Origin of the sequence: Maribacter aquimaris (assembly GCF_014596745.1) — a bacterium.
In the GTDB taxonomy this organism is placed as follows: domain Bacteria; phylum Bacteroidota; class Bacteroidia; order Flavobacteriales; family Flavobacteriaceae; genus Maribacter_A; species Maribacter_A aquimaris.
This window is the reverse complement of the sequence record NZ_JABTCF010000015.1, coordinates 42,430-56,032: the sequence shown is the minus strand read 5'-3', so window position 1 is coordinate 56,032 and position 13,603 is coordinate 42,430. Positions and strand designations below refer to the sequence as shown.

Here is a 13,603-nt window from a genome sequence, read left to right as displayed (position 1 = left end):
TTTACTTCTTTTTTTTGATATCTATTTTTTCTTCTACGGTAGGTCTTTTCTTTATTTTTCTAGGTCTTCTCGCCCCATATGAATTGTTGGCGATTTTTCCTTTTCTCGACTTTTTGTCCCCTCTTCCCATAGTTATGATTTTTTGTTACCTTTAAAAGTACTGATTTTATAAGAGATTGTCAATAAAGTTTGCAATCATTCAAAACGGTATGGCAGATTGGCTAAATCAAACTTTTTTCCGCTAAGCCCTAGATAAACGATATGTTTTTCCATTCCCATCCTTATGAACCCTTTCTGTTTAAGGAAGCAACGAAATTGATTGTCGGGACCTTGCCGCCTCCGAGATTTACAATGGGTCTGTTGAAGGAGGGCGATGTCGATTTCTGTTATGGCAGTAGGGATGGACAATTGTGGACCATCCTTGATAGGATTTTTCAATTGGATTTGAAATTTGAAACAAGTGAGGAGGCCATTGCACAACGAAAAAGGTTTTTGGTACAACACAAGATTGGAATATGTGATATCGTTCAAAGTGCTGAACGTGTCAAAATAGATGCTTCGGATCTGGGAATGCAGAATATACAACTTAGAAACCTTATTGGGTATCTTAAAAAGTACGATAAGGTCGATACCCTGCTGTTCACAGGAGGGAACAGTAAAAACGGTCCGGAATATTTTTTTCGACGGCATTTGAAAGCGCACCAAATCAAATTGGAACTGGTAGATTCCCAAGTACCAAGAATACACCGGTTTTGCCTGCCCTCGAAAGAAGGGGGGCGAAGAGTGATAGAAACCGTTTCCTTGACCGCACCTTCCGGGGCTGCCAATAGGGCAGTTGGAAGCCTGTTGCACTACAAGATGTTAAAGGCGGAAAACCCGAAGTTCAACACCTTGGATTATAGGGAGTTGCAATACAGGCCCTTTTTTAAAGGGATTAAAGATGAACCATCAGATATTTAATTGCTTTTAGTGTTGCTTTTATGGTAACAGTACCTTATTTTGTTATTTGGTAAAATAAGCAAATAATGGTATGTGTAATATACCGATATTTGTCAAGTCAAACGAGGTGAGTAAATCCGTATCCGTGTGAAATAAGGGTACATTTATTAAAGGCTATGCATCAAACAGAAAGATTAGAGGAGTTTAAAAAATCGGTACAGAATAAGTTCAATGTCTACAACAGTCTGTTTCTGAATCTTCCATATAGGAATATTGAGAATGTGGGTATGGTCGTGCCACTTTTACACCATCAATCCAAACAAGGGCTTAAAGAAGGACTTAATCCCCAGGATATTCTTGAATCATTCTTCAAGAATTATGTGAATATCAAGGAAGAAAAGGACCAGATAGATTTTATGTTCCGAATCATTCAATATGTTGAAAGACAGGTTGTATTGTACGATAGTGTTGAGGATGCTGCCTTTCCGAAGCTTCAGGAGCATAGCGATTCACTTTCGATCAAGGATTACTTCCAACTGGTCAATAGAACCAAAAGTTGGGACAAGGTTGCCGAAAAATTATCAACGTTTAGTGCGCGGATCGTTTTGACGGCCCACCCGACCCAATTCTATACTCCGGCCGTTCTTGATATCATGAATGATCTTCGATCCCTTATTGTGGATAATAAAATAGACGATATTGATGTGACCTTACAGCAATTGGGTCTTACTTCATTGATCAATAGTCAAAAGCCAACCCCTTTCGACGAGGCTAAGAATATCATTTATATCCTAAGGAATGTGTATTATGACGCCATGGGCGATTTGTATGCGTATATAAAAGAGAATATCGATAATGATGATTTTGAGAATCATAATATCATGAAGCTTGGGTTCTGGCCAGGGGGCGATAGGGATGGTAATCCTTTTGTGACCGCGGAAATAACCAAGAACGTGGCCGATGATCTTCGGTTGAATCTCATGAAATGTTATTATAATGATCTGAAGTCCCTACAGAAAAAATTAACCTTTAAAAAGGTTCAAGGTCCTTTAAAGGAATTGCGCAGTAAATTGTACTCGGCAATGTTCAATCCGGCAAAGAGTATTTCCTTTCAGGAGATCGTAGATCCCCTAATGACCATGCGGGAGCTATTACGGGACGATTATCATGGACTCTATCTAGGAATGCTAGATCATTTTATTGATAAGGTAAAGATCTTCAAGACACACTTTGCCACTTTGGATATTCGTCAAGACCATAGCAAACATATTTTGGTCGTTGAAACTATTTTAAAGGATAACGGATATATCAAGGAAAGTTTGGATGAGCTCTCAGAGTCGGAATTGGTGAATTTGTTGGTAAACGAAAACATCAAAGCCGATCCAGATACGTACGAGGACATAGTGCGTGATACTTTATTGAACATACAACAACTAAAGGAAATACAAGCCAAAAATGGAGAGGATGGCTGTAATCGATATATCATCAGTAATTCAGAGGATATTTTCTCTGTATTGTTTGTTTATGGCTTGTTTAGATGGAGTGGATGGCAAGATGATAATATCACCTTTGATATAATCCCGCTATTCGAAACGATGAAGGGCATGTCGGAAGCCGAGGGTGTTATGCAATATTTATTTGATCTACCCGAATATCGCAGTCATTTAAACCAGCGAAAAGACAGTCAGACCATGATGCTCGGTTTCTCCGATGGCACAAAGGATGGAGGGTATGTCAAGGCCAACTGGTCCATTCTAAAAACCAAAGAACAGCTTTCCAAGGTTTGTAAAAAGAACCATGTCAAGGCCTTGTTTTTTGACGGGCGTGGAGGTCCACCAGCCCGTGGTGGTGGTAAAACACATCGTTTTTATGCCTCACAGACCAAGGATATCGCCAACCATGAAATACAACTTACCATTCAAGGGCAGACCATAACGAGTACGTATGGCACCAAGGAACAGTTTAAGCACAATAGTGAGCAATTGTTGACCGCAGGATTGTCGAATAATCTTTTTGGTAAGGAAAACGTGATTTCCAAGGAACACCGTAAACTTCTTGAGGAATTGTCCGAATTGAGTTTTGCCAAATACGATGCATTGAAGCAGCATGAAATGTTTATTTCGTATCTGGAAAATAGAAGTACGCTTAAGTATTACCAAAAAGCCAATATTGGTAGTAGACCCGGAAAACGGGGTAATAAGGCAAAATTGACTTTGAGTGACCTAAGGGCTATCTCCTTCGTGGGGTCTTGGAGCCAATTAAAACAAAATGTCCCAGGGTATTTTGGAATTGGTACGGCGATTAAGACGATCCGGGAATCGGGTAGACTTAGGGAATTGAAGAAAATGTACAAAGAGGTTCCTTTTTTCAAGGCTTTGATGCATAATAGTATGATGTCACTTACCAAATGTTATTTTGAACTCACCAGTTATATGAAAGAGGATGAAAAATATGGTGAATTTTGGAATATCCTGCATAAAGAGTATGAACTATCCAAAGAGATGTTGTTACTGATTTCCGGTTACGATGTTTTGATGGAAAATGAAGCTATATCTAGGGAGTCTATCCAAATAAGGGAAAACATCGTTCTTCCGCTATTGGTAATTCAACAATATGCATTACAGAAAATAGGTCAAAACACGACCTATAAGGAGCTGTATGAGAAAATTGTTACAAGATCTCTTTATGGGAATATTAATGCTAGTAGAAATTCGGCTTAAGATTTATTCCCGGGTTGAAATAGAGTGAAAGGATGTAGACCTTTAATCAGGATTTAACGTATAGCACTATGTATTATTATTTCATTATCGCATTACAAGGGTATTGTCTTTATCATTGTTTTGTGAATAGAAATCAGTTTTATTGGTATTTCGTAATCTTATTTATACCCCTTTTGGGTTCGTTGTTGTATCTGTTTTTGTATGTTTTTCAGAAGCAGGATATCGGGAAGGTTCAAGAAGGCTTAACCGCAGTGATCAATCCAACGAAGAAAATTGCCGATCTTGAGAAAAAGCTGGATTTTTCCGACACCTTCGAGAATAGGGTCGCTTTGGCGGACGCCTATCTTGGGTCCGAACAGTATGAAAGGGCCATTGAACTTTATAAGTCTTCCCTAAAAGGAACTTTTGAAAAGGATTATTATGCCAACTCGAATCTTATTGAGGCTCTTTATTACTCCGAACAATATACGGAGGTAATTGCAAAAATTAAGGTCATTGAGGATTCTCCTAGATTCAAGAAGTCAAAGGCCATGTTCTTATATGGGTTGGCTTTGGAAAAAACGGGGGACATCGCCATGGCGGAAACACTCCTTGAGCAGTTCAATGCTCCCTACAGTAGATATCAAGAACGATTGGGACTGGCTAAATTTTATATCCGAAACGGACAAACTGAAAAGGCAAGAACCATCCTAAATGATATTTCCACCGAATCAGTGGGTATGTCAAAACCAAGCTATAAGTTGCATCAGGAGTATATAAAAAAGGCCAAGGAGATGTTGGCTACGGGATTATAGCCCATATAAAACGGATGTTTCCCAAAATGGAATGGTTTCCCTTACTACAAAATAACCTTCACAGCTGTTGTGGTTACCGTGATTGTTGGGGTCAATCCATAGGCGTACTTAATATCCCGTAAAAGGCTTTGATGCCATAGGCAATTTGACCGATTTTTAGATTTTCATTGGGACTGTGCTGATTGTTGTCGGCGTTTACCATGGGGACAATGAAAGCAGGAATCTTCAATTCGCTGATAAAAGGTCCAATAGGGACCGTTCCTCCCATAATCCGAATTTGAACCACATCCTCCGCAAAGGATTCTTTGAGGACATCGACCAAGAAATTCCCATAGGCATTATTCAAGTCGGTTCTGAAGGCATTGGTTACAGAGCCCTCAGTGATAGTGATTATTTTGTCATGTGCCATACGATCCTCTTTGGAAGGAAGCTTATCCATGATATAAAATCCTTGGTTTTCGATATGTTTCTTGACAAGGCCTTTCAATTTCGTTCCATCGGATTCAGGTACCAAACGCATATCAATTTCGGCAGTGGCGCTTTCTGGAATGATGGTCCGTGCTTTTTCACCTACCCATCCGGAACTTAATCCACGAATATTCAATGAAGGGTATTGCAATGACTCCTGATAAAAACTACCTACTTGTTCCGGTGTTTTTATCGATAGGTTATTATTGATGGTCGTGGCATCATCAGGGACATTTTTTAGAATTTCCATGGTTGTTGGATCCAACGTAATACCGTCATAATAGCCGTTGATCAATACTTTTCCATTTGCATCCTTCATACTGGCCAACAGTTGTGCCAATTGAAAGCCGGGATTGGGGGCGTAATTGCCATAATGCCCACTATGTTGCGGTTTTAGGGGGCCGTAGGTGGTTAAAGTGAGCGTGGTTATGCCTCTGCAACCATAAACAACGGTAGGTTTCCCGGATACATGTACAGGGCCATCATTAATGACCAGGAAATCAGCTTTAAACAAATCGCGGTATTCTTTTACCGCCTGGGGAAGTGGTTTACTGCTTTTTTCCTCCTCACTATCCAAGATTACCTTGACATTGAAAGGAAGGGAAACATTATTTTTTTTCAAAAGATCAATGGTGTTCAACAACATAACAATAGGACCCTTGTCATCCGACGTTGAACGGCCAAAAAGCCGCCAGTCATAATTAAGGTTGTTCGTTAGGCTATCAAAAGGTTGGGTTTTCCATTGATCACCATCTTTTGATTTCAATACGACATGATATGGGTTGGGTTGATCCCATTTGGTAGGGTCAACCGATTGCCCATCAAGATGCATATAAAATAGAATGGTGGGTTTATTGTCTTCCATGGGTAAGGCCGCAAAGAACAACGATTCCCCAGTGGTGGGTAAAATACTCGAGTTAAATCCCCTTTCATTGAACTTCTTGGTCAGCCAGGTCAGGTTTCTGTTGATATCCGCATGATCCAGAGCATCATTGGGTATGGCTACGAATTCCTGTAATTCATTGATAGTATGGCTGATATATGTTTTTAAATCATCATCATCCTGGGCGATAGCATACCCTGAGGTTAAAACTAGAAATAAGGCGACAATTTTCTTCATTTTCATTATTGGGATAAGAATTTAAAAGTAGGCATTTCTAGTTTTTCAACAAGCCGATTACCTTTAAAATAATCAGTCGGATCAAAAGGATAAAAGGGAAACCATGCAAAAGCACATCAAACCAGTCCATAAAGGCCATGCCGTTTGCGCCACCCGTAATCCAACGGATTTTACCCCAGATATGGGGTTCAGGAAAAAAAGGGGCCAAACCCAGGGTTAGGCAAAGCAAAATGACAAGTTTCCAATTGTTGATGAATTCCATAGTTTAGCGAATGGTTTTAATAAAATCCGAGATGGTGTCAATCCCAAATTGGGTTATATGTTTGATAAAGGCTGAGCCGATAATGGCCCCTGCAGTGGTTTGGGTCGCTTGGTCAAATGTTTCGGCATTATTGATTCCAAACCCGACAATCTGGGGGTTGTTGAGGTTCAGTGCCGCAATACGCCCAAAATAGGTTTTTTGTTCTTCCCCAAAACCGGTTGTGGCTCCTGTTGTACTCGCCGAACTTACCATATAGATGAATCCGTTGGAAGCTTTATCGATCTGCTTGATGCGTTTATCACTGGTTTGGGGCGTAATCAAAAATACATTGATCAGTCCGTATTTTACAAAAATGGCTTCATAATCCTTTAGGTACACATCTAGGGGTAAATCGGGGAGAATGAGTCCGTCTATCCCAATTTCCTGACAACGTTTACAAAAGGCTTCGACCCCATACTGGAATATGGGATTAAAATAGCCCATAATGATCAAGGGAATGGATACCGTTTTACGAATATCCTTTAACTGTTCAAAAAGTAATTCGGTGTGCATTCCGTTTTTTAATGCCGCCGTTGAACTTTTTTGAATGGTAGGGCCATCTGCCAATGGGTCTGAAAATGGTAATCCGATTTCGATCAGGTCAACACCATTTTTTTCCAGATCTTGAATGATTTTCACCGTGTCGTTCAGTTTTGGATATCCAGCGGTAAAATAAATGGAAAGGATTTTTTTGTCCTCTTCGAGTTTTTGGTTTATTCTGTTCATCTTATGTGTGTTTTTTCATTCCCACTTGGGTAGGAACGTCAAAAAAAGGGACTAAAGCTTAAAGTAGTTGATATACGTATCGAGGTCCTTATCTCCACGACCTGATAGGTTTATGACCACAATATCGTCCGGTTTAAATGTTTTTTGTTCTAATAAGGCCAAGGCATGCGAACTTTCGATGGCCGGGATAATACCTTCCAACTTCGATAACAATAATCCAGCCTTCATGGCATCGTCATCGGTAATTGAAACAAACTCACCGCGGCCAGACCGGTATAAATGGGCATGCATAGGACCCACACCGGGATAATCGAGTCCCGCTGATATGGAATAGGGTTCTGTTATTTGTCCGTCTGTGGTTTGCATCAACAAAGTCTTACTGCCATGAATGATACCGACCTTCCCCAAGACGGAAGTAGCGGCACTTTCACCGGAGTTAATGCCTTTTCCTGCCGCTTCCACTGCGATGACCCCAACATCGGGATTATCCAAATAATGATAGAAGGCACCTGCCGCATTACTGCCGCCACCAACGCAAGCCACTACATAATCGGGGTTTTCTGTACCTTCTTTTTCTTTTAACTGTGCTTTTATCTCTTCGGAAATCACGGATTGAAACCTAGCGACCATATCCGGGTAGGGGTGTGGTCCAACCACAGAGCCAATGATGTAATGGGTATCTACCGGATTATTGATCCAATCGCGGATAGCCTCATTGGTGGCATCCTTTAATGTTCTGCTTCCTGATAGTGCTGGGCGCACTTCGGCACCTAACATTTTCATACGGGCGACATTCGGCGCTTGTCGTGCAATATCGACCTCACCCATATACACCACACATTGTATTCCCATTAAAGCACAAACCGTGGCAGTGGCAACACCATGTTGGCCGGCACCAGTTTCGGCAATGATCCTGTTTTTGCCCAACTTTTTGGCCATGAGTATCTGCCCAATGGTGTTGTTTATCTTATGGGCACCCGTATGGCACAGATCCTCCCTTTTAAGGTATATCTTCGTATTGTATTTTTTCGAAAGTCTTTTAGCGTGATATAATGGGGTAGGTCGCCCAACATAATCCTTTAATAACTGGTCGAATTCCTTTTTGAACGAAGGTTCATCCATGATCCGTATGTAATTATGGCGTAATTCCTCTGTATTGGGATATAGCATTTCGGGTATAAATGCCCCTCCAAACTCGCCATAGTAGCCTTTTTCGTCTGCGTTATAACTCATTTTAATTTCTTTATAAATTCTTTTAATTTACCGATGTCCTTGAGGCCCGGTTTAATTTCAAATTTGCTGTTTACATCAATGGCGTGGCAAAGGATTGATTCGGGTTGCTTTATAAATTCCTTGATCGATTCCAAATCCCCCAAACCAATTCCGCCACTCAGGAAATAGGGTTTTTTTGATGGATAATTCCTTAAAATACGCCAATTGAACTTATAGCCGTTCCCACCGGGTAATTTACCTTTGGTGTCGAAAAGGAAATAATCACATACCGATTCGAAAGGCTCAAGCACTTTAAAATCAAATGTTTCTTTAATAGAAAACACTTTGATGATATCGACCCCTTTTAATTCATTTTTTAGCATACGACAGAATTCAGGGGTTTCCTTACCATGTAATTGAACAGCCAAAAGTTGATGGGTATTGACCATTTCGATGATCTCCTCGATATAGGCATCAACAAAAACACCGACTTTTTTTATACTATGGGGTAGTACCGCTGGTTTTCCATTGAAATTCCTTTTTGAGGGTTCCCAGAAAATAAATCCCAAATAATCTGGATGTAAAGCCCCAACTTCGGCGGTGTTCAGGTTCATACCACAGACTTTTATCCTAAGGGGATCCCTTTTGGAAGTATTCGTGTTTTTGTGGTACTGGCTCATTGTTTGTATTTAATTAAGGGTATTGATGAATTCGGTTGCACTTGTGCCGGGATTCCCGGTTTTCATAAAATTCTCACCAATGAGGAAACCTTGATACCCATACGGTCTTAGTTCCTTGATGGCTTCAATACTGCTAATACCACTTTCCGAGACTTTTACAAAATCATCAGGAATGATTTCAGATAGTTCTTTACTGGTTTCCAAACTGACGTCGAACGTTTTTAGGTTACGATTGTTTACTCCCAACATATCCAAACTGGGCATGATGGATTTGTGTAGTTCCTCCTCATTGTGTACTTCCAACAAGACATCCAATCCCAAACTTTTGGCCAATTCGGAGAACGTTTTTATTTCGGCTTTGGATAATATGGCCGCAATCAATAATATGACATCGGCACCATAGGCCTTTGCTTCGATTATTTGATAGGTGTCAATAATGAATTCTTTCCGTAACAACGGCATTTTTACAGCCGCCCTAGCCAGTAGCAAATCATCCAAAGATCCTCCAAAATATTTACCGTCAGTCAATACGGACATGCCGCAAACACCTGCTTGTTCATAGCCTTTTGCAACATCCTGGACATTCAAATCCTGATTTATAACCGATTTGGAAGGCGAACGCCGCTTGTGTTCCGCAATGATCCCTGTTGTACTATTGCGAAGCGCATGGGCCAAAGAAGCGGAATCGCGATCAAAAAGGACAGAGGCCTCCAGTTGGGATAAGGGAATCAACCCTTTACGCAGATTTACCTCAATCCGTTTGTCTTTAACAATTTTATCAAGAATGTTCATTTTCGTATCGATTAGACGCTTAATGCTTGCAGTTTTTTCAAGGCCTTCAATCCTTTACCCGATAATAGCGATTCCATGGCGTTTTCAAAACCTTCCTTGGGGCTAACCCCATTCACAGTGGCTATGGCGATTCCAGCATTTGCACAGACTACATTGTTCTGTGCCTCTGTTCCTTTGCCTTCTAGGATGTCGATAAATATTTTCGCCGACTGCTCAATGGAATCCCCGCCTACAATCTGTTCTTGTTTTACGGCTTTGACCCCAAAATCGGAAGGTTCCAACATCCCTTCAGATCTGTTGGAAATTGTTTTTGTCGCTCCGGTCAACGAAATTTCATCATAACCATCCAAAGCGTGTAGAACCGTAAAGTTTTTATCGGTATTCTGGTAGAGATAGCCATACATTCGGGCCAGCTCCAAATTAAAGACTCCGACCATTTGGTTCTTCGGGAAAGCGGGGTTCACCATGGGGCCTAGCATATTGAAAAAGGTTTTTACGGCCAATTCCCTACGGATTGGGGCCACGTTTTTCATGGCAGGGTGAAACAATGGGGCATGTAATACGCAGATTCCTGCCTCATCGATTGATTTTTTCAGGAAATCGGCATCATTACTGAATTTTATCCCTAGGAATTCCATGACATTACTACTACCACATTTTGAAGAGACCCCATAGTTGCCATGTTTGGTCACATGAACGCCGGCACCTGCTGTGACGAAGGAGGCCAATGTTGAGATATTGAAAGTATCCTTGCCGTCCCCACCCGTACCACATAAATCAATTGGGTTGTATTCGGATAGGTCAATGGCCAGGCATAGGTCCAAGAGCGCATTACGAAAACCTTCCAGTTCCTCGATGGTTATACTGCGCATCATATACACCGTTAAAAAAGCAGCGATCTGACTTGTATTGTATTCTCCTTTGGCAATATTGACCAAAACTGTTTTGGCATCCTCCTTGGCGAGGATGTCGTGATTGATCAGTCTATTTAAAATATCTTTCATATATGCTGAATTTTTTTCCAGTAGCTATTTTAGGCTTTTTCGGTTAACCAGTTTTGTAAAATGATCTTTCCTTTTGGTGTCAATACGGATTCTGGGTGGAATTGTACGGCAGACACGTCGTATATCTTGTGTCGTATCGACATTATTTGTCCGTTTTCATCAACCGAAGTGACTTCCAAAACTTCAGGGATATCCGGGGCTACCACCCAGGAATGATAGCGGCCTACTTCAATTTCCTTTGGTAGTCCTTTAAATAAAAGATCATCCTTTACCACCTTTATCTTTGTGGCTATACCGTGGTATACCTCGTCGAGGTTTATCAGGGAGCCACCAAAAACTTCGGCTATGGCCTGTTGCCCAAGGCAAACACCAAAGATACTCTTGGTCGGGGCGTATTTGGCGATTATCGCTTTGAGTAAACCTGCTTCATCCGGGATGCCCGGACCTGGGGATAAAACGATCTTATCGAAGGCATCAACCTCCTCCAAAGTGAGTTGGTCGTTTCTTTTTACAATGACTTCACAATCCAGGTCCTCTAGATAATGGACTAGATTATAGGTGAAGCTGTCATAGTTGTCAATTACCAATATTTTTTTCATAATCATCTTGATTTTGGAAATATTAGATGGTTTCCGCAATTTCCAAGGCCTTGGTCAATGCTCCCAATTTGTTATATGTTTCCTGTAATTCGTTTTCGGGATTCGAGGCGGCTACCAATCCTGCGCCTGCCTGGTAATGTAACTGGTGGTTTTTACTTAAGAAAGTACGGATCATAATGGCGTGGTTAAAGTTTCCTTTAAAATCCATAAAACCAATGGCACCTCCATAGTAGGACCTATTCGTTCTTTCATATTTTTCTATGAGTTGCATGGCCATATGTTTTGGGGCACCACTTAATGTCCCTGCCGGAAAGGTATCTGCCACGACCTTCATGGTGGTAATATCCTTTTTCTTCTGTCCGGTTACTTTGGACACTAAATGGATTACATGGGAGAAGAACTGCACTTCCCTGTAATTGTCCACACGTACCATATTCCCGTTTCGACTTAAATCGTTTCTGGCCAAATCGACCAACATCACATGTTCACTGTTTTCCTTGTCATCAGTGGTCAACTCTTTAGCCAATGCGGCATCTTTCTCATCATTACCGGTTCTTTTGAAGGTGCCGGCTATGGGATGTATTTCGGCCTTGCCTTCATTTACGATCAATTGGGCCTCTGGGGAACTTCCGAATATCTTGAAATCACCATAATCAAAATAAAACAGATAAGGGGAAGGGTTTACAGAACGAAGGGCCCTATAGACATTGAATTCATCGCCTTTGAATCCTTGTGAAAATCTTCGAGACAGCACCAGTTGGAAGACATCACCCCTTTGGCAGTGTTTTTTAGCCAGGTCAACAAGCGCTTTATATTCTTCATCCTTAAGGTTTGAAGTAGGTTCCCCTTCTTTGTTGAAGTTATAGGAAGCAAAGTTCTTGACGTTTAGGATTTGTTCAATTTCCGCAATATTACTGTCCTTTTCATAGCAATGGGCAAAGATGTACGCCTCATTCTTAAAATGGTTGATAGCAATGATGTTTTGATAAACAGCATAATAGATGTCTGGGATATTCAGTGCATCTTCTTTTTTGCTGATGTTGATGTCCTCAAAATACCGTATCGCATCATAGGCCATATAGCCAAACAAACCATTGTTTATGAACTTGAACGAATTTTCATCGGCTTGGAATTTTAGACTGAAATCATGTATGGTCTGTGCCACATCGGTTTCAGGGTCGATATGCTTCGTCGTTATTTTGCCATCGGGAAATTGCTCCACAATGGTTTCATTCTCAATTTTGATCGATGCAATGGGGTTGCAACAGATATAGGAAAAACTGTTGTGGTTGGCATGATAGTCACTACTCTCCAAAAGAATACTGTTTGGAAATCGGTCCCGTATCTTTAAATAAACACTGACAGGTGTAATGGTATCTGCTAGGATTTTTTTATGATGTGATTTAAATTGGTAGTCCATGATCAGTTTATAGAATTAAAAAAGGCTTGTCGTGATAGACAAGCCTTATATATAGTTTTACTACAATGATGCTTCGCTCACGACGTTTTCCGTAAGTTACTCCACCACCAAGTATTTGTTATGTTATTTTTCATTGCATCAAAGATAGAAATGATTTTTTAAACATCAAATACGTTTTTTGTAAAAAAAACTCCGGATGTTATAAAAAACAGCCGGAGTTCCACTTGTGAGGTCAAGTTTATTAAAATACCAAATCTACAACAAGATCAAATTCATCGTAAATTGTTTTATCCCCTAGATTATCGAAAAAGCTGCCGGAACCGTAACGTACGTCGTATTCAGCCCTGTCAATTTTCATCGTGGCAGTGGCTTTGCTACCATATATGGATACGTCGAAGGTAACGGGCTTGGTAATTCCTTTTATGGTTAAATCCCCGGTTACGTCATAGGAATTTTTACCATTTGGCACTACCTTCGTGAATACCAATGTTGATGTGGAGTGTTTTTCGACGCCAAAGAAATCGTCCGATTTCAAATGACCTTCCAATTTACCTTTATATTCCCCCTCTAAATCGGTACTGATCAAAGAAGTCATATCAACGGTGAAATCCCCTCCAATGAGTTTGCCTTCGTCGAATACTAATGCGCCACTTTTTAAGTCAACCGTACCGTTATGTGACCCGGTTACTTTATAGGCTTTCCATGCGACTGAGCTTTCATCCGTTTTCACCTCTTTCTTTTCCTCTGTTTTGGGTTCGATTGCTGATGCTGTAAAGCCAAATACGACGGCTAAAGTCAATGCTAATACATTCTTTTTCATTTGTTGCT

General features: G+C 40.7%; 14 protein-coding genes. 3 read left to right on the top strand and 11 right to left on the bottom strand.

Annotated features, from left to right (window positions below; all coding sequences use genetic code 11):
* Window position 1: 1 nt before the first annotated feature.
* Complete coding sequence (locus HPE56_RS18540; RefSeq protein ID WP_188245237.1) at window positions 2-130, bottom strand: 30S ribosomal protein THX; 129 nt, start codon at window positions 128-130, stop codon at window positions 2-4.
* Window positions 131-261: 131 nt separating this feature from the next.
* Between HPE56_RS18540 and HPE56_RS18535 the strand changes: the two genes are divergently transcribed.
* The 3 genes from HPE56_RS18535 (at window position 262) to HPE56_RS18525 (ending at window position 4,453) form a co-directional block, all read left to right on the top strand.
* Window positions 262-960: a uracil-DNA glycosylase family protein gene (locus HPE56_RS18535; protein ID WP_188245236.1), complete on the top strand. Its 699-nt coding sequence runs from the start codon at window positions 262-264 to the stop codon at window positions 958-960.
* Between the two features lie 155 nt (window positions 961-1,115).
* On the top strand, window positions 1,116-3,659 hold the full coding sequence (locus HPE56_RS18530) for a phosphoenolpyruvate carboxylase (protein WP_188245235.1): 2,544 nt from the start codon (window positions 1,116-1,118) through the stop codon (window positions 3,657-3,659).
* A gap of 68 nt (window positions 3,660-3,727) precedes the next feature.
* Entirely contained in the window at window positions 3,728-4,453 is a 726-nt protein-coding gene (locus HPE56_RS18525) for a hypothetical protein (RefSeq protein ID WP_188245234.1), read from the top strand.
* Between the two features lie 91 nt (window positions 4,454-4,544).
* Here the strand turns inward: HPE56_RS18525 and HPE56_RS18520 are convergent, their stop codons facing one another.
* The 10 genes from HPE56_RS18520 to HPE56_RS18475 all read right to left on the bottom strand — a co-directional run bounded on the left by HPE56_RS18520 (window position 4,545) and on the right by HPE56_RS18475 (window position 13,595).
* Window positions 4,545-6,041 carry a M20/M25/M40 family metallo-hydrolase gene (locus tag HPE56_RS18520; protein WP_188245285.1) on the bottom strand — a complete coding sequence of 499 codons (1,497 nt, stop codon included), beginning with the start codon at window positions 6,039-6,041 and terminating at the stop codon, window positions 4,545-4,547.
* Between the two features lie 37 nt (window positions 6,042-6,078).
* Window positions 6,079-6,303: a hypothetical protein gene (locus tag HPE56_RS18515; protein WP_109654715.1), complete on the bottom strand. Its 225-nt coding sequence runs from the start codon at window positions 6,301-6,303 to the stop codon at window positions 6,079-6,081.
* A 3-nt stretch (window positions 6,304-6,306) separates the two neighbouring features.
* Window positions 6,307-7,068, bottom strand: a complete 762-nt coding sequence (gene trpA, locus HPE56_RS18510) for a tryptophan synthase subunit alpha (protein WP_188245233.1) — start codon at window positions 7,066-7,068, stop codon at window positions 6,307-6,309.
* Between the two features lie 51 nt (window positions 7,069-7,119).
* Entirely contained in the window at window positions 7,120-8,301 is a 1,182-nt protein-coding gene (trpB, locus tag HPE56_RS18505; RefSeq protein WP_188245232.1) for a tryptophan synthase subunit beta, read from the bottom strand.
* Window positions 8,298-8,960 (bottom strand): phosphoribosylanthranilate isomerase, encoded by a 663-nt coding sequence (locus HPE56_RS18500; protein WP_188245231.1) that lies wholly within the window; start codon window positions 8,958-8,960, stop codon window positions 8,298-8,300. Before HPE56_RS18500 ends, trpB begins: the two co-directional genes overlap by 4 nt.
* A gap of 9 nt (window positions 8,961-8,969) precedes the next feature.
* On the bottom strand, window positions 8,970-9,752 hold the full coding sequence (gene trpC / locus HPE56_RS18495; protein WP_188245230.1) for an indole-3-glycerol phosphate synthase TrpC: 783 nt from the start codon (window positions 9,750-9,752) through the stop codon (window positions 8,970-8,972).
* A gap of 11 nt (window positions 9,753-9,763) precedes the next feature.
* On the bottom strand, window positions 9,764-10,756 hold the full coding sequence (gene trpD, locus HPE56_RS18490) for an anthranilate phosphoribosyltransferase (protein ID WP_188245229.1): 993 nt from the start codon (window positions 10,754-10,756) through the stop codon (window positions 9,764-9,766).
* Between the two features lie 29 nt (window positions 10,757-10,785).
* Complete coding sequence (locus HPE56_RS18485) at window positions 10,786-11,355, bottom strand: anthranilate synthase component II (RefSeq protein WP_188245228.1); 570 nt, start codon at window positions 11,353-11,355, stop codon at window positions 10,786-10,788.
* A 22-nt stretch (window positions 11,356-11,377) separates the two neighbouring features.
* The gene (locus HPE56_RS18480; protein ID WP_188245227.1) at window positions 11,378-12,775 is read right to left on the bottom strand and encodes an anthranilate synthase component I family protein; all 1,398 of its coding nucleotides are present in this window, start codon (window positions 12,773-12,775) and stop codon (window positions 11,378-11,380) included.
* A gap of 241 nt (window positions 12,776-13,016) precedes the next feature.
* The gene (locus HPE56_RS18475) at window positions 13,017-13,595 is read right to left on the bottom strand and encodes a YceI family protein (protein ID WP_188245226.1); all 579 of its coding nucleotides are present in this window, start codon (window positions 13,593-13,595) and stop codon (window positions 13,017-13,019) included.
* Between the last annotated feature and the right edge of the window lie 8 nt (window positions 13,596-13,603).